The sequence below is a fragment of the Vibrio paracholerae genome, assembly GCF_037672085.1.
Taxonomy (GTDB): Bacteria; Pseudomonadota; Gammaproteobacteria; order Enterobacterales; family Vibrionaceae; genus Vibrio; species Vibrio cholerae.
The window spans coordinates 1,474,063-1,494,457 of the sequence record NZ_JBBHLM010000002.1 but is presented as its reverse complement, the minus strand read 5'-3'; the positions used below and the strand labels follow the sequence as shown (position 1 = coordinate 1,494,457).

18 protein-coding genes are annotated in these 20,395 nt (G+C 48.9%); 14 read left to right on the top strand and 4 right to left on the bottom strand.

The window, feature by feature from the left end; genetic code table 11:
- Positions 1-170: 170 nt before the first annotated feature.
- The 3 genes from R4537_RS12020 to R4537_RS12010 all read left to right on the top strand — a co-directional run bounded on the left by R4537_RS12020 (position 171) and on the right by R4537_RS12010 (position 5,573).
- Positions 171-1,625: a sigma-54-dependent transcriptional regulator gene (locus R4537_RS12020; RefSeq protein ID WP_071177953.1), complete on the top strand. Its 1,455-nt coding sequence runs from the start codon at positions 171-173 to the stop codon at positions 1,623-1,625.
- Positions 1,615-3,648, top strand: coding sequence for a sensor histidine kinase (locus R4537_RS12015; RefSeq protein ID WP_071177952.1), 2,034 nt, complete (start codon positions 1,615-1,617; stop codon positions 3,646-3,648). Before R4537_RS12020 ends, R4537_RS12015 begins: the two co-directional genes overlap by 11 nt.
- A gap of 332 nt (positions 3,649-3,980) precedes the next feature.
- Positions 3,981-5,573: an ABC-F family ATPase gene (locus tag R4537_RS12010; protein ID WP_071177951.1), complete on the top strand. Its 1,593-nt coding sequence runs from the start codon at positions 3,981-3,983 to the stop codon at positions 5,571-5,573.
- Between the two features lie 110 nt (positions 5,574-5,683).
- On the opposite strand, the gene fdhD is transcribed toward R4537_RS12010, so the two are convergent.
- Complete coding sequence (fdhD, locus tag R4537_RS12005; protein WP_001118356.1) at positions 5,684-6,517, bottom strand: formate dehydrogenase accessory sulfurtransferase FdhD; 834 nt, start codon at positions 6,515-6,517, stop codon at positions 5,684-5,686.
- 225 nt (positions 6,518-6,742) lie between these two features.
- On the opposite strand from fdhD, the gene R4537_RS12000 reads away from it, so the two are divergent.
- From R4537_RS12000 to cobB, 10 genes are all read left to right on the top strand, one after another.
- Positions 6,743-7,219, top strand: coding sequence for a DUF3305 domain-containing protein (locus R4537_RS12000; RefSeq protein ID WP_071177950.1), 477 nt, complete (start codon positions 6,743-6,745; stop codon positions 7,217-7,219).
- Entirely contained in the window at positions 7,146-7,820 is a 675-nt protein-coding gene (locus R4537_RS11995) for a DUF3306 domain-containing protein (protein ID WP_080483230.1), read from the top strand. The genes R4537_RS12000 and R4537_RS11995 overlap by 74 nt, the downstream gene beginning before the upstream one ends.
- A 198-nt stretch (positions 7,821-8,018) precedes the next feature.
- Positions 8,019-9,680, top strand: a complete 1,662-nt coding sequence (locus R4537_RS11990) for a 4Fe-4S dicluster domain-containing protein (protein ID WP_071177948.1) — start codon at positions 8,019-8,021, stop codon at positions 9,678-9,680.
- 25 nt (positions 9,681-9,705) lie between these two features.
- On the top strand, positions 9,706-10,362 hold the full coding sequence (locus tag R4537_RS11985; RefSeq protein WP_071177976.1) for a TorD/DmsD family molecular chaperone: 657 nt from the start codon (positions 9,706-9,708) through the stop codon (positions 10,360-10,362).
- 77 nt (positions 10,363-10,439) lie between these two features.
- The gene (locus R4537_RS11980; protein WP_000711976.1) at positions 10,440-10,637 is read left to right on the top strand and encodes a twin-arginine translocation signal domain-containing protein; all 198 of its coding nucleotides are present in this window, start codon (positions 10,440-10,442) and stop codon (positions 10,635-10,637) included.
- 11 nt (positions 10,638-10,648) lie between these two features.
- Complete coding sequence (locus tag R4537_RS11975) at positions 10,649-13,504, top strand: formate dehydrogenase subunit alpha (protein ID WP_071177947.1); 2,856 nt, start codon at positions 10,649-10,651, stop codon at positions 13,502-13,504.
- 11 nt (positions 13,505-13,515) lie between these two features.
- Positions 13,516-14,124, top strand: coding sequence for a formate dehydrogenase FDH3 subunit beta (gene fdh3B, locus R4537_RS11970; protein WP_000113432.1), 609 nt, complete (start codon positions 13,516-13,518; stop codon positions 14,122-14,124).
- Positions 14,125-14,130: 6 nt separating this feature from the next.
- Positions 14,131-15,198, top strand: a complete 1,068-nt coding sequence (locus R4537_RS11965) for a formate dehydrogenase subunit gamma (protein ID WP_071177946.1) — start codon at positions 14,131-14,133, stop codon at positions 15,196-15,198.
- Entirely contained in the window at positions 15,185-15,607 is a 423-nt protein-coding gene (locus R4537_RS11960) for a hypothetical protein (RefSeq protein WP_001070818.1), read from the top strand. Before R4537_RS11965 ends, R4537_RS11960 begins: the two co-directional genes overlap by 14 nt.
- A 136-nt stretch (positions 15,608-15,743) precedes the next feature.
- Positions 15,744-16,484, top strand: a complete 741-nt coding sequence (cobB, locus tag R4537_RS11955; protein ID WP_000056950.1) for a Sir2 family NAD+-dependent deacetylase — start codon at positions 15,744-15,746, stop codon at positions 16,482-16,484.
- 260 nt (positions 16,485-16,744) lie between these two features.
- Here the strand turns inward: cobB and R4537_RS11950 are convergent, their stop codons facing one another.
- Positions 16,745-17,227, bottom strand: a complete 483-nt coding sequence (locus tag R4537_RS11950) for a YajQ family cyclic di-GMP-binding protein (protein ID WP_001138886.1) — start codon at positions 17,225-17,227, stop codon at positions 16,745-16,747.
- Between the two features lie 11 nt (positions 17,228-17,238).
- Entirely contained in the window at positions 17,239-18,300 is a 1,062-nt protein-coding gene (locus R4537_RS11945; protein ID WP_071177945.1) for a 3-deoxy-7-phosphoheptulonate synthase, read from the bottom strand.
- A gap of 275 nt (positions 18,301-18,575) precedes the next feature.
- On the opposite strand from R4537_RS11945, the gene R4537_RS11940 reads away from it, so the two are divergent.
- The gene (locus R4537_RS11940) at positions 18,576-19,052 is read left to right on the top strand and encodes a PaaI family thioesterase (protein WP_000950847.1); all 477 of its coding nucleotides are present in this window, start codon (positions 18,576-18,578) and stop codon (positions 19,050-19,052) included.
- Here R4537_RS11940 and R4537_RS11935 read toward each other — a convergent pair.
- Entirely contained in the window at positions 19,045-20,394 is a 1,350-nt protein-coding gene (locus R4537_RS11935; protein WP_000633840.1) for a hypothetical protein, read from the bottom strand. The genes R4537_RS11940 and R4537_RS11935 overlap by 8 nt on opposite strands.
- Position 20,395: the final 1 nt, after the last annotated feature.

Genomic DNA, 20,395 nt, shown 5'->3' with positions numbered 1-20,395 from the left:
ATTCTTACTCATTGAGGGCTATTTTCCCTGCAAAAAGTCGGTGATTTGTGGCAAATCTGGCCTAAAGATAGTGACACTTTAAACCGTGTGGGACAAAATGTCGCAAATTACGCCTAGCCAATGTAAGGTTAATTGAGTCGTTCTGTCTCAATACGTTATGGAATCCCTCTATGCCACCAGTTTTGGATCTCAATCAAACCCATTTATATCAAGCCTTCTCTGTTTTAGTTGTCGATGACGAAGTCGGTATGCAACTGGTGCTGAAAAAAGCACTGAGTAAATGGTTTTCGCGCGTCGATTTAGCCAGCAGCATTGAAGAGGCCGAGGTGCTGCGTGGTGAGCATCATTACGACTTGCTGATTTTAGACATCAACCTACCGGGACGCTCAGGGATTGAATGGGAAGAAGCGTTTACCGATCCAGATCACCGCGCGGATGTGATTTTTATGACCGGATACGCGGATCTTGAGACCGCCATCAGTGCTCTCAAACTGGGGGCAAGCGATTTTATCCTCAAGCCATTTAACCTCGAACAAATGCTGCAAGCGGTGCAACGCTGTATGAATAAGCGCCTCAATGAGCGTTTGCAGTACGCCTTACAGCGTGATTTTCAGCGTCACTGCACAACACAAATCATTGGCAGCTCAGTACAAACCGAATTACTCAAGCAGAGGATTGTTCAGTTTGCTCCGTCACGCGCTTCGGTGCTGATTGAAGGGGAATCGGGGACGGGCAAAGAGCTGGTCGCACGGGGCATCCATGAAGCGAGTGGTCGACAAGGCCCCTTTGTGCCGATCAACTGCGGCGCGATTGCGCCAGAACTGCTGGAAAGTGAACTGTTTGGGCACACCTCTGGGGCATTTACCGGCGCGAAAAAGAGTCGTGAAGGGCTATTTCGCGTGGCCAACGGCGGCACTCTGTTTTTAGATGAAATCGGAGAAATGCCACTTACTATGCAAGCCTCGCTATTGCGAGTTTTAGAACAACGCGCGGTGCGCCCAGTGGGTTCGGAAAAAGAGGTGAGTGTGGACGTGCGAGTGGTGGCTGCCACCAACCGCAATTTGCAACAAGAAGTCGAAAATGGGCGTTTCCGCGGCGATCTTTACTACCGGCTTAATGTGCTGAAAATCGAAGTGAGTCCACTGCGTGAGCGCAAGCAAGATCTGCATGAACTGCTGCCTTTTTTCACCAAAATGCTCTGTGCGGAGCTGGGGATGCCAATGCCTAAATGGGCGTATGAAGATATCTCTTCGATGCAAGATTATGATTGGCCTGGCAATATTCGCGAGCTGAAAAACTTGATTGAGCGCTGCTTGTTATTGGGTAAACCGCCTGCGCATTATTGGCGAGAGCTCAATGGTCTGCCTATTCATGTTGAACCCGAGGTGACAATGTCACCAGATATCAGTACCAAAGCTTCCTCTAGTGACAATGTCACTCAATCCAGTTTGGGATATCCCAACGATTGGCCTCTGCGTGCGGTGGAAAAAGCGCATATTCAACAAATTGTGGCGCTGTATGAGGGCAATAAATCGGCCGCCGCCCGCGATTTAGGCGTGGCACGTAAAACGTTGGAGCGTAAATACAAAGAGTGGGAAAGCGAGGGTCTCAACCATGAAAGCTAAATGGGCTTGGTGGCAAAAATGGCGACACCGTTTTCAAACCACCGTGCGCTATCGCTTACTGATTTTGACCTCAGCGCCAATTTTTCTCACATTGCTGGCGCTGATTGCGATCACCATTTACTGGTCACTTCACTACACTTGGAACAGCGCCTTAATTGATGTGTCTGAGCGGCTAGGCGTGGCGCAAAACAGTGTAACTCTGCTGCAACAGAAACAAGCCAATCACGTGCGCGCCTTTGCGGAATCGTTCGATTTTCGCAAGCGTCTGCAAGAGGCGGAAACGCTCAGTACTTTGCCACGTTGGGTGCAAAATCAAAAAAATCGCTATGGCTTAGATTTCTTAAGTTTTGAGCGTGTGGATAGCTTAGAGCAGAAGTTTCGCTATCTCGATCTCACCAAGCGTGAATCCTTCTTTGATGTACTTAGTGCCGATGAGCTAGAAAAGCTCGATCCCGATTTAGCCAAGCAAGCGCAAATCCCGATCCTTAATTCTCAACAGATCGAAACTCGGGGATTAGTCAGTCGTACTGTGATTCCAGTGCGCAACAACTTCGGCGACATCATAGGTTTTTTGGATGGCGGTTTGCTGCTCAACAACAGCACAACATTAGTCGATCAAATTCGAGATCTCATCTACCCAAGCCATCAAGACCAGCTTCGCCCAACGGGCACTTTAACTCTGTTTTTGGATGACTTACGCGTCAGCACTAACGTGCCACTAGATAGCACAATTCACGCAGGTCGCGCGATAGGCACGCGGGTGTCATCTGAAGTGTTTAATCAAGTGCTCAAAGGTGGTCAGCAGTGGGTTAATCTGGCGTATGTGTATGATGCTTGGTACATCACTGCGTATCAGCCGATTCGCGATCAATACCACAACGAAATTGGCATGCTGTACACCGGTTACTTAATGTGGCCGTTTTTAAAAGCGTACCTGACCAATATTTTAGAAGTTGCCGTTATTACATTTACCCTATTAATTCTCTCTGGTTGGTTAGTCTATCGCGCTTCTCGGGATCTGCTGCGCCCGATTGAGCGAATCCACCGTGTGGTGAAAATGGTACAGCTTGGCAAAAATCAGCGTATTGGTCAGCTTGGACTTGATGATAAGCATGAACTTGCCCAGCTAGCAAAGCAGTTCGACAACATGCTGGATCAGTTACAGCAGCGTAATGAAGAGATTGTACAAGCCGCGCATGAGTTAGAAGCCAAGGTGCAATCGCGTACCGCCAGTTTGCAAGAGAAAACCGCGCAGCTTGAACACCATATTACCTTACTGAACCAGACCCGTAATCAGTTGGTGGTGCATGAAAAACTCGCGGCCCTAGGTGAGCTAACTGCGGGGATTGCCCATGAAATCAATAACCCTACCGCGGTGATTCTCGGTAATACGGAATTGATTCGTTTTGAGCTTGGTGCAGACGCGAGCAGAGTCGAAGAGGAAATTGATGCGATCTTGCTGCAAATCGAGCGGATCCGAAACATCACCCGCAGCTTGTTGCAATACAGTCGCCAAGGCGGAGTGCAGGACGAAATCACGTGGCAACACGTTAATCCGATCATTGATGAAAGTATTACCTTAGTCAAAACCGGTTCGAAAAAGCGCGACATTGAATTTGTACTCGATCTGCAAGCGCACAATTCAGTGGAAGTGAATCGTCATCAATTACTGCAAGTGTTGGTTAATTTGCAGATGAACGCGATTCATGCCATGCAAGGTAAGGGGCGCATTACGATTCGCAGTGAAGATTGGATTGAAGAGGGGCAAAACCGCGGTGCGGTCATCCACATTCAAGATCAAGGTTGTGGCATTAAGCCAGAAAACCTCAAGCGTATTTTCGATCCGTTTTACACCACCAAACGTGAGGGGACGGGGCTTGGGCTTTCCGTATCACAAAGTCTGCTTAGCCAGTCTGGCGGAGAAATTAAAGTCTGTTCCGAGTGGGGCGTGGGGAGTATTTTTAGCGTTTATCTCTCTTGCAAAAATGAAGCAAAATGGCGGGGTAATCTGCTTCTTCAATAAACGGCAACCATGTAATAACCAAACAGCTTGGAGTTGCAAGTAGGCGACAAGAGAGTGAATCCCCATGAGCATAGATGAACTCTGTGATTGGGGTGAACGAACGTAGCCAACACCGCGGCAGCTTCAAGTAGGAAGGGGATATGGTTTTTTGTACATCAACTCACTCGTTAAGCTAACTTTTATCCTTGTTATGTAAAACAGAGCTTGTAGTCTTGGCTCTGAACAAGTACCGTTGCGCAGATTTTTCTATTTGTGATCCCCGTCTGCTTAAATCAGTCAGCTTTATGAGTTGTTTTGAGCAGAGGGCATGTTAACGCACTAAGGTAAAAGCTTTGATTTCTACAGCGAATATCACTCAACAATTTGGCGCTAAGCCACTTTTTGAAAACATTTCAGTTAAGTTTGGCGAAGGTAATCGCTACGGTCTCATCGGAGCCAATGGTTGTGGTAAATCCACCTTCATGAAAATCCTCAGTGGTGAGCTAGAGCCAAGTGGCGGTAACGTGAGCTACGATCCGAATGAACGTGTCGCCAAACTGAATCAGGATCAGTTTGCCTACGAAGAGTTCACGGTAATCGACACCGTTATCATGGGTCACAAAGAGTTGTGGAAGGTAAAACAAGAGCGCGATCGTATTTACGCGCTGCCAGAAATGACCGAAGAAGACGGTATGCGTGTTGCCGATCTTGAAGTGGAATTCGCTGAGATGGACGGCTACATGGCAGAGTCCAAAGCGGGTGAACTACTTCTCGCGGTAGGTATTCCTCTTGAGCAACATTACGGCCTGATGAGCAGTGTGGCTCCGGGTTGGAAACTGCGTGTGCTGCTGGCGCAAATCCTGTTTGCAGACCCTGATATCATGCTGCTTGACGAACCGACCAACAACTTGGACATCGACACCATTCGCTGGTTGGAAGATACGCTGAATGCGCGTAACTGCACCATGATCATCATCTCGCATGACCGCCACTTCTTAAACTCAGTGTGTACCCACATGGCGGATTTGGATTACGGCGAGCTGCGTATTTACCCAGGCAACTACGACGAATATATGACCGCGGCCACTCAAGCGCGTGAGCGTCTGTTGTCTGATAACGCGAAGAAGAAAGCGCAAATTGCTGAACTGCAAACCTTCGTAGCGCGCTTCTCGGCGAACGCATCGAAAGCAAAACAAGCGACTTCTCGCGCAAGACAGATTGATAAGATCAAACTGGATGAAGTGAAGGCATCTAGCCGTCAAAACCCATTCATTCGTTTTGAACAATCGAAAGAGCTGTTCCGTAACGCCCTGATTGTGGAAAACCTCAGCCAAGGTTTTGATCATGACCTGTTCAGCAACTTCAACGCGATTTTTGAAGTGGGTGAGCGTGTCGCTATTATCGGTGAGAACGGTGCGGGTAAAACGACACTGCTCAATACTCTAGCGGGTGTACTTGAGCCGCGCAGCGGCAGCTACAAATGGTCTGAAAATGCCAATATTGGTTACTACGCGCAAGATCACGCTCATGAGTTCGCCGAAGATCTGAACTTGATGGAGTGGATGGGTCAGTGGCGTCAAGAAGGCGATGACGAGCAAGTGGTGCGTAGCTTCTTGGGTCGTATGCTGTTTGGTCAAGATGACATCAAGAAATCCGTGAAGGTGCTGTCGGGTGGTGAGCAAGGTCGTATGTTGCTTGGCAAACTGATGATGCACAAGCCAAACATGCTGCTGCTCGATGAGCCAACCAACCACATGGATATGGAATCGATCGAGTCTTTGAACAACGCCCTAGAGCAATACAAAGGCACGCTGTTCTTCGTATCGCATGACCGTGTATTCGTAGACTCATTGGCAACCCGCATCATCGAAATTCGTGATGGCAAAATCACTGACTTCAAAGGCACTTACGCTGAGTTCCTGCGTTCACGTGGTGTTGAGGGTTAAGTTTCCTAACTAAGCCAATATTTTCCATGCTAAATAATACTAAGAGCCTCTATGTGAGGCTCTTTTGCTATCCGAAAAACGTTCAACCCTTTTATCGTGCGAAAATGTTGCTATGCCTCTTCACTGTGGCCTTTCACATCAAACACCACTTTGTCTGCGCCACTGTACACATGGAAGCGACGACCGGAAGCGCGAGCAATCGTGGTAATGCCAAAACGTTGCGCCAGCTCAAGTCCCATTTGAGTCACACCCGAGCGCGATAGCAGTACAGGAATCCCCATCTGCGCCACTTTAATCACCATCTCGGAGGTTAAACGACCTGTGGTGTAAAAAATTTTGTCATCCCCACGCATGCCATTGAGCCACATTTCACCAGCCAAAGTATCCACCGCATTGTGGCGACCGACATCTTCCACAAAAGAGATCACCCGATCCTCTTGGCAAATTGCGCAGCCATGCACCGCGCCGGCTTTTTTGTAGGTATCGTTGTAGTGAGTCAATGCTTCCAGAGCAGCGTAAATTTGTGATTGTTTAATTGGCTGCTGTGGTACTTGATAATTTTCAAGCTGCTTCATCACGTTGCCATACATGGTGCCTTGGCCACAGCCGGAGGTGACGGTTTTTTTCTTCAGCGCAGGCTCTAAATGGTCAATGTTTTCACGGGTGACCACCGCGGCCGAATGAGTTTCCCAATCGATGATGATGGAATCGAGCGCTTCCGGATCGGAAATAAAACTTTGGTTTTTCAAATAACCCAGCACTAAAGCTTCTGGCCGTGAACCGAGCGTCATCAAGGTCACAATCTCTTTCCAGTTGAGCAGGACAGTGAGAGGGCGTTCGCAAGCTATAGATTTCACCAGTTTTTCGCCGTATTCGTCATACACTTCAACCTCAATGGTTTGCAGAGGATTTTCGCTGGTTTTGATGATGGAAGGTTTAGCCACGCTGGATTCCTGTGTGCTGCTCGCTTTATTCACCGCCGATCTGTCAGTGCAAATCTTGCGGTACAGCGAATAAGAAAAAGTGCCGTCAATGTAGCAAAAAGGGTGCCGAATCAAAAACAAACTGAACAAAAGTGATGATGTCGCTCTACTTAAAGCAAGGTACTGGTACCCAATGGCGCAATTATTGCTTTAATTTCAACTCTGATTGTTAATTTAGTATGGGTTATGACTGAACAAACTTCTCCTGAATCCTTAACGGATGCTGCTCGTAGCAAAACCGACAGCGCTTGGCCGCTCGCTTGCAACCTTGAGCCGCGTTTGGTCTCACGTGGCCGTTGGCAAACCACGCAGTGGATGTTGCACGGTTTCAGTTTAACGCCAGAGGTGCAGAGTCAATATGTCGCAACCTTGCACTTGTACCGTGATGAGCGTACTGACTATCGCTTTAACCTCAGTTCACAAGCACCAAAGCTGTTCTTGGTTGCCGAAGACCCAATTGAAGATCAGCCACTTAAAATCGTGCAATTGACCGCATCGCAAGCCGTCGCCAGCCGTTATATGGACAGCGATTATCTGGTGCTGTCGGCCGATATGCCACTACCTGTTCAGGCGTGGATAGAAGCCTATATTGGTCGTCACGGTGAGCTACTGGAAATTCGCCGCAAGAAACGTGAAGGCGCGGGGAGGTCTTGTGGCAACTGAAAACACGTTTTTCTCTCGTTGGTCACAACGTAAATTAACCGCAGAATCAGACCAACTGCTTGATACCCAAAAGAGTTTGGACTCACAGCCTGTGCAAGAGGAGCCGATAGAAAGTGAGTCCGCTGTAGAAACGGAAAGTGGGTTGGAGAGCCACTCGCTCGAACAACCTCATTCAGCAGAGAATGAAGAACCCAGCGTAGCGAGTTTGTTGGTATCCGATGCTTCGCAAGAACTGAAGAAAGCTGCACTGCGTAAGCTGTTTTTAAGCGGCGAGTTTAGCGAAGTGTGTATGCTGGATGATTACAACGCGGATTACAGCAACACGGCGACACTCACCACGCAAGTCGCACAAACCTTACGCCAATGGTGTAATGAGCTAGAAACGACGCCAGAGGTTCAGTCTGAACAAGCTATACCGGAAAAAGCTATGTCTGATGTGCCTGACCAAACGATGCCTGATCAAAGTATGCCTGATGAAACGACAGCTTCTGCGCCCGAATTCGCGGTGGATTCTGCGCGACTTTCTGATCACAATACGCTTTCCTCTTACGATACAGCAGCATCTGACACACTGAACAGTGAGACAAAATATACCGCATAGAGATTAGGGACATTTTGACTTACTCCTCAATAGGTAGAGTGAGACATAATGTCTCACTCTTATTGTGGCTTTTCATTTCTCATCCCCGTTATCGATAAATTCTCTGATCTTTCAATAAAATAAATTTGGAACGCTATTTGCTTTAGCCTATGTAAAACGAGCCAACACGCTCGTGATTCTTATAAGCGGAAGCAAGCAATGTTAAACAACCTATTACAACAAGCGACGTCTCCAAACGGTCGGGCGAGACAGTATGCGATTGAGCATACGGTTGAGTTGACCAATCTTATTCCTCCTACCGTAAGTTACGAAAGTGGCGGCCATACCTTAATTATTGGGCCCACGATGCTCATTGAGCGTATTACCGAGCAACTGAGCAGTATGGCTTCAATCACGCTCCTTTCTGTAGATGGTGAGCCTGGCACACAAAGCAATTTGTACTACGCCGATACGGTTGAAATCAGCGGTTTCCTCGGCGCCTTCTCGGTGAACGTAGAAAACCACGGTAAACGAGTCAATTTGGCGCAAGCCGCGATAGGTGGAAACACCTTTGATATCGTATTGGACATGTCACTCAACGGTTTAATGAGTGAAGAAGTCCCTGTGCCCGGTTATTTTCCGGTAGGACGCGGTTATCCAAAGCTAGCGGATGCACTGGAAGAGATCCCAACTCTGATAGGTACCTTCGATAAACCTAAGTATTTTCGCTTGGATCCCGATTTGTGTGCGCACAGTTCACGTGGTGTGAAAGGGTGTGAACGCTGTGTGGATGCGTGTCCTGCTGGCGCACTGTCCAGTGAAGGCTCTGATCAAACAGGCCATCGCATTCAAATTAACCCTTATCTGTGTCAGGGCGTCGGAACCTGCGCGACGGCTTGCCCGACGGAAGCGATTCACTACGCACTGCCTAATCCTACCGATACGCAAAAATTTATTGAGCGTTTACTGGCGAATTATCACCAAGCCGGCGGTGAAAAACCGATCGTGCTGATTTGCAGCTCTCGCCATGGAAGTTACAACGTCATGGCACTTAACGTATTGCCAGATAACGTGATTCCTGTGGTGGTAGAAGAGCTGCCTTCCGTCGGCATAGACAGTTGGTTTGCCGCTTTAGTTAACGGTGCCACCCAAGTATTGTTTGCCGCGAGTCGGCACATGCCGCCCACTATCCAGCGTATTCTCAACCAAGAAGTGAGTATGGCGCAGAGCTTACTGACTCACTTGGGTTTGCCCAAAGAGACGATTGATATTCTTTATCTCGAATCGCTGCGCGAGGGGATGCCGGTACTGTGTGAACAGCCGCTTGGGCTTAAGTTGGGTGACTTAATCGGTAATAAGCGCGAACGTCTGTTTACCGCGCTGGATGCGTTAGCGGAAACACTCAATGCACATCCGAACGTTCAACCACTCAGTATTAGCGCGCCTTACGGCACCATTGAATGCCAAACAAGCGATTGTACTTTATGCATGAGCTGTGTTGCGGTTTGCCCAACGCGTGCACTGCATCCGGCGGGAGATAGCCCAGCACTACGCTTTATTGAACAAGACTGTGTGCAGTGCGGCTTGTGTGTCAAAGCTTGCCCTGAACAAGCGCTTAGCGCGACGCCACAACTCAACTGGAACAAAGCGGCACGCCAAGGTGTGGTGACTTTGCATCAAGAAGAACCCGCTAAGTGCCTGCGCTGCCATAAGCCTTTCGCGCCACAATCCATGATTACCATGTTGCAAACCAAGTTACGCGGTCACTCTCATTTCGCCACGCCGGAAGCGCTCAATCGGATTGCGATGTGCGAAGACTGTCGGGTAGTCGACATGTTTGAAGCCATGGCACATGACCCTGAGCAGCAGCTCAAGTATTAAGGAGAAAGCCATGCAAGAGCAATCTATGCGTTCACAGTCAACACATTCACAGTCAATGCGTTCAGACATCTACCTGCTGCTCGCCACACTGCTGCGTGATGTGCCTTCAGCAGAGCTGTGCACCTTTCTAGCCGAATTGGAATTTGAGGCCAATGGCACCGAAATGGCGAAAGCGTGGCAGGCGATATCCGCCGCCGCACAAAACGCTCAATCGGACTCTTTGGCTGACGAGTATCAAGAGCTGTTTATTGGTATCGGTCGTGGTGAAGTGGTGCCTTTTGCCTCATGGCATCTAACTGGTTCATTGATGGAAAAGCCGCTGGCTGAGATTCGTGATGATTTGAGCCGCTTGGGGCTGGAGCGGGATGAGCAAGTGCGTGAGCCAGAAGATCACATTTCGGCACTGTGCGAAACCATGGCTTATTTATGTGAGCAAGGTGATGACGAAAATGCGGATGCGCAGACGCAACAAGCGTTTTTCAACCGTCATATCGCACCGTGGTTTGGCAAGCTGGTTGGCCAAATTCGTCAGGCTCCTCATGCGCAATTTTATTTAGCCGTCGCGCAGCTTCTGGACGCTTTTTTGAGTTTAGAACAAGTGGCGATGACACAAGCACCAAGCAGTCGCAAGAATCGTTATCGGATCGAGGTGAAAAACTTGACCGATAAAGCCGAGCAGTGAACAAACCGGAATTAGAAAACAGACGTCTTAAGACGCACAGCTAAGTTGCTAAAACTTAAGCAATAAGGAAGCAATCGATGAAAAAAGAGAACCAAGTAAACCAAAGCAGACGCGATCTGCTTAAAGGGTTAGGCACAGCGGCTGTCGCTGGCGCTGTGGTCGCGGGGGTCAGTACTCAAACGGTCGCCAGTGAAGCAAACACCGAGAGCAAAGAGCCGCTGAAAAAAGGCTATCACGAAACTCAACACATTCGTGATTACTACAACACGCTATAGGAGCCAACCCGATGAGACTCATCAAACGTTCAGACAGCGTGACCAAAGAGCAAAATCAGCTCGGTATTAGTCGTCGTGCCTTTATGAAAAACACGTCACTGGCAGCGGGTGGAGCGGCGGTAGGTGCCTCTCTGTTTACACCGGGCATGATCCGTAAAGCTCAGGCCAGCGAAGTGGATCGCAGCGCAAAAACGGAAGTGAAGCGTACCATCTGTTCACACTGCTCAGTCGGTTGTGGCGTCTACGCTGAAGTGCAAAATGGAGTCTGGACTGGTCAAGAGCCGGCTTTTGATCACCCATTCAACGCAGGCGGCCACTGTGCGAAAGGCGCCGCACTGCGTGAACACGGCCACGGTGAACGTCGCCTGAAATACCCAATGAAGCTCGAAGGCGGCAAGTGGAAGAAGATCTCTTGGCAGCAAGCCATCAATGAAATTGGTGACCAAATATTGAAGATCCGTGACGAATCAGGTCCAGATTCGGTTTACTTCCTCGGCAGTGCTAAGCACAGCAACGAGCAAGCCTACCTGTTTCGTAAAATGGTTTCTTTATGGGGTAGTAATAACGTTGATCACCAAGCGCGTATTTGTCACTCCACCACGGTTGCGGGTGTCGCAAACACTTGGGGCTACGGTGCTATGACCAACTCATTCAATGACATGCACAACTGTAAGTCGATGCTGTTCATTGGTTCGAACCCTGCCGAAGCTCACCCAGTTGCGATGCAGCACATTTTGATCGCGAAAGAGAAAAACAGCTGCAAAATTGTGGTTGCCGATCCGCGTCGTACCCGTACCGCAGCAAAAGCCGATTACTTTGTTTCCCTACGGCCAGGCACTGATGTGGCCTTTATTTGGGGTGTACTGTGGCACGTGTTCAAAAATAATTGGGAAGATAAAGAGTACATCCGGCAACGTGTGTTCGGTATGGATGAAATCCGCGCGGAAGTGGCCAAATGGACACCAGCCGAAGTTGAGCGTGTCACTGGCGTAAGCGAAGAAGAAGTCTATAACACGGCGAAGATCCTAGCGGAAAACCGTCCGGGTTGTGTGGTTTGGTGTATGGGCGGGACTCAACACACCACAGGTAACAACAATACTCGTGCCTACTGTGTATTAGAATTGGCGCTCGGTAACATCGGTAAATCAGGCGGCGGTGCCAACATTTTCCGTGGTCACGATAACGTGCAAGGTGCCACTGATTTTGGGGTTCTTTCGGATAGTTTGCCTGGATACTACGGTTTAACCGAAGGCTCATGGCAACACTGGGCATCGGTTTGGGATGTCGATTATCAGTGGATCAAAAACCGCTTTGACCAAGGCACCTACAATGGCGCGTTGCCAATGGAAACGCCGGGGATCCCTGTCTCTCGTTGGATCGATGGGGTACTGGAAAACAAAGACAACCTACAGCAACGTGAAAACATTCGCGCCATGTTCTATTGGGGTCATGCGGTCAACTCGCAAACCCGCGGCGTGGAAATGAAAAAGGCGATGCAAAAGCTGGATATGATGGTGATTGTGGATCCATACCCAACGGTTGCCGCGGTGATGAACGATCGCACCGATGGAGTGTATTTACTTCCTGCGACCACTCAGTTTGAAACCTACGGCAGTGTAACAGCGTCAAACCGCTCTATTCAGTGGCGTGATCAGGTGATTGAGCCGCTGTTTGAATCCAAACCTGACCACGAAATCATGTATCTGCTCAGTCAAAAACTGGGGATTGCAGATCAGTTGTGTAAACACATTCGGGTTGAGAACAATCAGCCACTGATTGAAGACATTACGCGCGAATTTAACCGCGGTATGTGGACGATTGGTTACACCGGACAAAGCCCAGAGCGTTTGAAAACGCACCAACAAAACTGGCACACCTTCCACAAAACTACGTTAGCTGCCGAAGGCGGCCCCGCGCATGGCGATACTTACGGTATGCCTTGGCCATGTTGGGGAACGCCAGAGATGAAACACCCCGGCACGCACATACTTTACGATACCTCGAAAACCGTAGCCGAAGGTGGCGGTAACTTCCGTACCCGTTTTGGGGTGGAGTTTGAAGGTAAAAGTTTGCTGGCTGAAGACAGCTACTCAAAAGGGTGTGAGCTGCAAGACGGCTATCCAGAATTTAGCGATAAGCTGCTGAAACAACTCGGATGGTGGGATGATTTAACCGCGGAAGAGAAAGCGGCTGCAGAAGGTAAAAACTGGAAAACGGATCTTTCTGGCGGTATTCAGCGTGTCGCGATCAAACACGGCTGCATTCCATTTGGTAACGCGAAAGCGCGTGCGATTGTGTGGACATTCCCAGATCGCGTACCGCTGCACCGTGAACCGCTGTATACACCACGCCGTGATCTGCTGGCCGATTACCCGACGTGGGACGATCAAGCGTTCATTTTCCGTGTGCCAACCCTGTACAAATCGATTCAAGCGCAAGATAAATCAGTGGAATACCCGATCATTCTTACCTCAGGCCGTTTGGTGGAGTATGAGGGCGGCGGTGAAGAAACCCGTTCTAACCCTTGGCTGGCTGAACTGCAACAAGAGATGTTTGTTGAAGTGAACCCGAAAGATGCCAACGATTTAGGCTTTATGGATGGCGATATGGTTTGGGTTGAAGGTGCAGAGAAAGGGCGCATCAAAGTCAAAGCTATGGTGACACGTCGGGTGAAACCGGGCATGGCTTTCTTACCATTCCACTTTGGTGGCAAGTTCCAAGGGGAAGATCTACGTCCGAAATACCCAGAAGGGACACAGCCTTATGTGGTTGGGGAGGCCGCAAACACCGCCACGACCTACGGCTACGATCCTGTCACCTTGATGCAGGAAACCAAAGTCACCCTCTGTAACATTCGTAAAGCGTAAGGAGCTTACCCATGGCAAGAATGAAATTCCTGTGTGACACCAAACGCTGTATCGAATGTAACGGCTGTGTCACGGCCTGTAAAAATGAAAACGATGATGCGCTGGAATGGGGCATTCAACGTCGCCGCGTAGTTACCCTCAACGATGGTGAACCGGGTGAAAACTCGATTTCCGTGGCTTGCATGCACTGTACCGATGCACCTTGTATGGCGGTGTGTCCGGCAGACTGCTTTGTGCATACTGAAGATGGCATTGTGCTGCACAACAAAGATCTCTGCATCGGCTGCGGTTACTGCTTGTTTGCTTGTCCGTTTGGTGCGCCGCAGTTTCCGAAACAGGCGGCGTTTGGTGAGCGCGGTAAGATGGACAAATGTACCTTCTGTGCTGGCGGCCCTGAAACAAAGCCGGGGTCAGAAGAGGAGCGCCGCAAATACGGAGCCAACCGTATTGCGGAAGGCAAACTGCCGATGTGCGCTTCTCTCTGTTCAACCAAAGCACTGCTAGCGGGGGATGCGGAGAAAATCTCCGATATTTTCCGTCAGCGTGTGGTTGAACGCGGTGCGAAAGGTGCAGGTTGGACCAATGGTGAAGATCTCGCCTATGACGCAACTCGGAGTTAAGTGGCTATGAGACAACAACTTTCTCGCGCCACTCGTTTTGTGCTGCCTTTATTGGCAGCACTGCTGTGCTGGTTGGCTCAACCCGTGATGGCAGAAGAGAACGCAAAACCGGATGTGGTACAAAAAGAGATGACCCAACTGGCAGGCGGAGACTTTTGGCGTCAGGTACGACAAGGCGAAGCGGGGTACACCACGTCTCAGTCGCCTGAACATGGCGTGTTGATCAGTAAACCGGGTGAAACTTGGTTTATCCTCAAAGAGAAATGGATGTCTCCGGCAGGTGCGGTGGCGATTTTTGGTAGCATTGCGATGGTGGTGCTGGCGTATATCGCAGTGGGTCCGCTGATGCTGAGTAAGCCGCGCACTGGACGTAAGCTCAAGCGTTGGTCACGCTCAGATAGGGCGCTGCACTGGAGCATGGCGTTTACCTTCCTGACCTTGGCGTTCAGTGGCTTGATGCTGGTGTACGGTAAGCACTTCTTAAAACCGTATATCCCGACCGAGTTGTGGGGCTGGATCATCTATGCCGCAAAGCAGTATCACAACTATATGGGGCCACTGTTTTTCATTCTGCTGATGTTTGTGCTGCTCAAGTGGTGGCGTAAATCCATCTTCAATAAAGTGGATGTGCAGTGGTTTATGAAACTCGGTGGTATGGTCGGTAAATACAAAGGGACGCATCCCTCGGCGGGATTCTCTAACGCTGGGGAAAAGGCGATTTACTGGTTGTTAATTGTGTTTGGACTGGTGGCGGCTTTAAGTGGTCTAGTGCTCGATTTTCCTATTTTCGGTCAAACTCGCCGTGATATGGAACTGTCGAACCTTATTCATATGTTCTCAGCATTGATCTTAATCTGTGGCTTTATCTTCCATATCTACATTGGCTTGTTTGGTATGGAGGGCGCATTAGAAGGTATGGTGACCGGTAAAGTGGATGAAACGTGGGCGAAAGAGCATCACGACCTTTGGTATGAAGAAGTAAAACGCCGCGGTGAAATTGAAGAAGCAAGTACGGAATCTCAACCCGCCTCATTCAATCAAACGAAAGGAGAGGTGAGCCATGAATCAAGATAGAGCGCACAAGTCAGTGTGGTTTGTCTACATTGCAAGCTTACTGACGCCATTCACCTGCTTGCTATCAGGCGTTATTGGCATTATCTATGCGGGTTACCGATTGGATAAGAACCAAGATGGTGAGATAGCGAATTCCCATTACTATGGCTTAATCCGTAGCTTCTTCCTTTATCTGACGTTCTTTGTGGTACTGATTGTGACGGTGGCGACCACGAACGGCATCATCATGGGCGTGAATCGTTACTGGATGCCTGAACATTGGCTTGCCAAGCTCGGACATGGCATTCCTTATGTGGGCGCAATCATTGCTGTAGGAGCCATTTCAATTTGGATCTGGCGGATGATCCAAGGTATGCAGCAGTATCAAAATAACTTACCGCATTCTCCCTCCAAAGGGCCGAATTTGTAATACATGTTTACCGTTCAACACCCAGCACTCGCTGGGTGTTTTTATCCTTGTTACTACTATGGTCTAATCCCTGCTTTCTAGGGTTGATAACGCTTCGGTGTTAAGCTTAAACAAAAGCCGAGAAAAGGAATGGGTTATGAGCTTACCGTATCGACATGTTGTGATACTGACTGGAGCAGGCATCTCTGCTGAGTCTGGTATTCAAACTTTCCGTGCTCAGGATGGGCTGTGGGAAAACCATCGAATCGAAGATGTGGCGACACCAGAAGGGTTTCAGCGTGATCCCGATATGGTGCTGGAGTTTTATAACCAGCGCCGCCGTAAGCTACTCTCTGACGCTATTCAGCCTAACCCTGCACACCTTGCTCTTGGCAAACTGGAAAAAGAGTTGCAGGGCAGTGTCACTGTGATTACCCAGAATATTGATAACTTGCACGAACGTGGCGGCAGCCAGAACATTATTCATATGCATGGAGAGCTGCTGAAAGCGCGCTGTCCTGAGTCCAATCAAACGGTCGAGCAAAAAGAGGATATCCGTCATGGCGATCTGTGCCACTGCTGCCAAATGCCTGCACAGATGCGCCCACACATTGTCTGGTTTGGTGAAATGCCGCTACGCATGGGCGATATTTACGCCGCGCTTGAACAAGCAGATCTGTTTGTGTCTATTGGCACCTCTGGGGTGGTTTATCCTGCGGCGGGGTTTGTGCATGACGCACGTATGCATGGCGCGCACACCATAGAGATCAATTTGGAGCCAAGTGCAGTGGAAAGCGAGTTTGCTGAGAAGCGCTATGGTAAAGCCAGTATTGAAGTGCCAAGGTTAGTGGAAGAAATCTTAGCCGCTCAGGCGCGAGCGAAAGAGAGTGCAGCTTAAGTGCCGCTGGTTATTTATGTGATGACTTGAGCAAGAATACTTGCATTTAGCTCGCAGCCACGACAAACGCCCCGTTTTTGGGGCGTTTGTTTAAAGCGAAACTGTGTACTTCAATACACGTGCTTTATACCAAAACTACTTGGAGTTGCAGGTAGGCGGCAAGAGAGTGAATCCCCATGAGCATAGATAAACTATGTGATTGGGGTGAGCGAACGTAGCCAACACCGCTGCAGCTTCAAGTAGGAAGGGTATATCTCAAACTATTCGCGGAAGTTATTGTATTGCAGCGGTTGCTCAAGGTTGGCCTCGCGCAGCATCGCCATCACTTCTTGCAAATCATCGCGCTTTTTGCCCGTGACGCGTACTTTATCGCCTTGGATCGAAGCTTGCACTTTGATTTTGGCATCTTTGATCAGTTTGACGATTTTCTTCGCCAGTAGCGCTTCCAAACCTTGCTTGAATTCTGCTTCTTTGTACCAGTTTTTACCGATATGCACAGAATCCTTGGCTTTCATCGCACGAGCATCCACACCGCGTTTGGCGAGGTTACCACGCAAAATGTCCATCATCTGACCGAGTTGGAAATCATCTTCGGCGGCCAGTTTTACGGTCTCTTCTTTCAGCTCAAAGCTCGCATCTACGTTACGAAAATCAAATCGGCTAGCGAGTTCACGCGTTGAGTTTTCGACTGCGTTACGCAGCTCAACCGCATCAATTTCTGAAACAATATCAAAAGAAGGCATGAGGTATTTCCTTAGTGACGAGAACGACGGACTTTGATCGATTGAGCCAGCATATCAAGCATGGTGGCGGTATCTTCCCATCCTAAACAAGGATCGGTTATAGACAGACCATAAGTCAGATTATTGAGATCGTGCATTGGCTGATTGCCTTCCACAAGGAAGCTTTCCGCCATGATGCCCGCAATTTTGTGGCTGCCAGCTTCAATTTGCTGGCAAATATCGCGCGCGACATCCACTTGTTTACGGTGTTGTTTTTGACAGTTCGCGTGGCTGAAATCCACCACTAAACGCTCTGGTAAGTTGAATTGCGCCAACTGCTGGCAAGCTTCATTAATCGAAGCCGCATCAAAGTTCGGTCCGCTATCACCACCACGCAGAATAATATGACCAAATGGGTTACCACTGGTACGGTAAACCGTCATACGACCATTCTTATCTGGCGAATAGAAGTAATGTGACGCTTTGGCCGCGCGGATCGCATCAATGGCGATTTTCACATTGCCGTTAGTGCCATTTTTAAAACCCACAGGGCAGGAGAGCGCAGAGGCCATCTCACGGTGAATTTGCGACTCAGTGGTACGTGCGCCAATTGCGCCCCACGTGATAAGGTCTGCGATGTATTGGCCTGTGATCATATCAAGAAACTCGGTCGCGGTAGCCAATCCGAGCTTGTTTACATCAAGCAGCAATTTTCGCGCTTTATTGAGACCGGTTTCTAAAGCGTAAGAGCCATCTAAGTTTGGATCGGTGACCAGTCCTTTCCAACCGACCACAGTACGTGGTTTTTCGAAATAGGTTCGCATCACGACAAAAAGCTCATCAGTATAGTTTTCTTGTAGCGCAGCAAGGCGGTGAGCGTAGTCGAGTGCGGCATCGGTATCGTGCACCGAACAAGGCCCCACTATCACTAATAGGCGATCATCTTCACCGGTAAGAATGCTTTCAATTTGGCGACGAGACTGCGCGATCCTTAGCGCAACTTCATCAGTGATAGGATGTGCGTGACTTAATTCTGCCGGAGTAGGCATAGGTCCCAATGCTTGGGTTCTTAATTCATCGGTTTTCAGTGGCATAGGAGCGCCTGTCCTTTTATTGCGAAGCGCTAAAGATAACGAATTTGTCAACGAGAATAAACCATTACGCCGAAAACAGCTGAGGAAAGGGGTGTAAATTGGAGTAAAAACCGAGCATTTGACCAAACCGCCTGCGTAACCCCATCACAACCAAGCAGACTTATCTCTTCACTTTGCTCAGAAAGCGTCGTGGCTCTGCATTTTGTTAACATTTGTTTGACATTTATTCAGCGATCGATTGAAGTGGTCGGACAACTTACTATTGCGGAGTTTTTATGCTGTCACCCTTAGCAAAAGCCAATCTCTATCTTAATCTGTTCGGCTTTTTCAAAGTCCCGTTGATTTGGGCGTGTCGTCCGAAAATTCTTTCGCTAAACGATCAAGCGGTTGAGGTTCGTATCCCTCTGAAAAGACGCAATAAAAATCACCTCAATAGTATGTATTTTGGTGTTTTGGCGGTAGGAGCGGATGTGGCTGGTGGCTATATGGCGATGCACAAAGCCAATCAACGCGGAAAATCGGTTTCCTTGGCGTTCAAATCGGTGAGAGGCGAATTTCACAAACGCCCAGAAGCGGCGGTGCATTTTCATTGTGTAGAAGGTGAGAAGATTGATCGCATGCTAGACGAAACTGCGCGTACCGGAGAGCGGGTTAACCAAGAAGTACACATTATTGCGACCTGTCCTACGCTGCATGGTGATGAGCCAATGGCGGAGTTTTGGTTAACCCTTTCACTGAAAATTGCTAAGTAAGTGGGATGGACTCGATATCGACAATTCGACTACGGTTCAACACGATTTTCCAGCGGTAGTAAGTCGGCTCACCTTTATGGTGTTTTTCTTGCACGATCAGATTTAACAGATGGCGTTTTTCCACCGATTCGCGACTGACTTGTCCGTTGTTGAGCTGATAAATATGATTTGAGCCTTTATCCATCTGGCGCATGATGGCGCGCAAATCAATCATCATGGTTTCTCGTGTCTCTTCATAGCCACTCATAAAACGGGATGTCGACATTTCCGTATGAGAACGATAATGCAGGATCTGCTCTTCACGCTGCACAATACGTTTTTTCCGAATCGCTTGAATGCGATCCGGCAGCTCACTCAGCTTTTTGTAATCCAGCCACTCTTCTTTATCACCCACTTGCTTACCGGTCGTCGGATCGAAGTAGTGACGTCGCCATTTTGCTTTGCCTTTGCTTATCCAGCGCCACAGCATATCGCGCAGGTCGTCTTTAAAGATTTCCCGCAGAGCATAGATAAAGGACATAGCAATGATGAATGAGGCGGTAATTTCTCCCCAGTAGTCACGTGCGGAAATGGCGGTAATGGTCACTGCCACCATCACTAAGCCTGTGGCTAAACCTTTCACCGCACGTTTGGTGTTATTCCCCAGCGATGACACTTTTTCATTGAGGATGACCGGGTGCTCAATCAGGCGGCGCAGTAACCGCATTTTATTACTGAGACGAGTAATATCTTGGTTGGCCTTATCTGAGTTGTACTGGTTAAGGGTGCGATGTGCTTGCTCTTTCTCAACCAGCGTGATTAATCGGTCTTTAATGGTTTTGTATTCATTATCACGGGTCATGTGCGCAATCATGGATAAGAAGCTCTGCTCAGTGTACCAAGAGAGGTAGTTATCAATGTTGGCGTAGTAACGCTTGAGTTGCTCTTCGTAAGGAATACTACGGCGCAGGCGACGCAAAATATCCAGCGATAGCTCAATCACGCTATCGACTTCTTCTGCCGTCACCGTATCGCTGGTGTTGTTGAGCTGAGAAACCGCTTTATCCAACGCAATCACATACTGATAAGCAAACAAGCTCAAGCTCACCCGATATTGGGTTGTGGAGAGATGGCCACGTTGGGCAAGGCGGCTGTGAACCAGAGGTAAAAGGATCTGGTCGCTGTAATAGGCACGTTGCTGGTGGATTGAACTGTAGAAAAACTCCGACTCCGAAATCACTTCGGGTGAAATATCCAGCTCACCAGGAATAAAGAGATAAAAATTAAGATCGAGCTCTTTACTGCCCGTCATCTGGCTGACAATCGTCAAGGTTGCCGCATCTTGCTGCTGTACGGTAATCAAC

Coding starts and splice junctions, on each gene's coding strand:
- R4537_RS11950 (WP_001138886.1), bottom strand. CDS start 17,227: ATGCCTTCTTTTGATATTGTTTCAGAAATTGATGCGGTTGAGCTGCGT.
- R4537_RS11965 (WP_071177946.1), top strand. CDS start 14,131: ATGAGACAACAACTTTCTCGCGCCACTCGTTTTGTGCTGCCTTTATTG.
- R4537_RS12020 (WP_071177953.1), top strand. CDS start 171: ATGCCACCAGTTTTGGATCTCAATCAAACCCATTTATATCAAGCCTTC.
- R4537_RS11975 (WP_071177947.1), top strand. CDS start 10,649: ATGAGACTCATCAAACGTTCAGACAGCGTGACCAAAGAGCAAAATCAG.
- R4537_RS11945 (WP_071177945.1), bottom strand. CDS start 18,300: ATGCCACTGAAAACCGATGAATTAAGAACCCAAGCATTGGGACCTATG.
- R4537_RS12015 (WP_071177952.1), top strand. CDS start 1,615: ATGAAAGCTAAATGGGCTTGGTGGCAAAAATGGCGACACCGTTTTCAA.
- cobB (WP_000056950.1), top strand. CDS start 15,744: ATGAGCTTACCGTATCGACATGTTGTGATACTGACTGGAGCAGGCATC.
- R4537_RS11990 (WP_071177948.1), top strand. CDS start 8,019: ATGTTAAACAACCTATTACAACAAGCGACGTCTCCAAACGGTCGGGCG.
- R4537_RS12000 (WP_071177950.1), top strand. CDS start 6,743: ATGACTGAACAAACTTCTCCTGAATCCTTAACGGATGCTGCTCGTAGC.
- R4537_RS11960 (WP_001070818.1), top strand. CDS start 15,185: ATGAATCAAGATAGAGCGCACAAGTCAGTGTGGTTTGTCTACATTGCA.
- fdh3B (WP_000113432.1), top strand. CDS start 13,516: ATGGCAAGAATGAAATTCCTGTGTGACACCAAACGCTGTATCGAATGT.
- R4537_RS11940 (WP_000950847.1), top strand. CDS start 18,576: ATGCTGTCACCCTTAGCAAAAGCCAATCTCTATCTTAATCTGTTCGGC.
- R4537_RS11980 (WP_000711976.1), top strand. CDS start 10,440: ATGAAAAAAGAGAACCAAGTAAACCAAAGCAGACGCGATCTGCTTAAA.
- R4537_RS11985 (WP_071177976.1), top strand. CDS start 9,706: ATGCGTTCACAGTCAACACATTCACAGTCAATGCGTTCAGACATCTAC.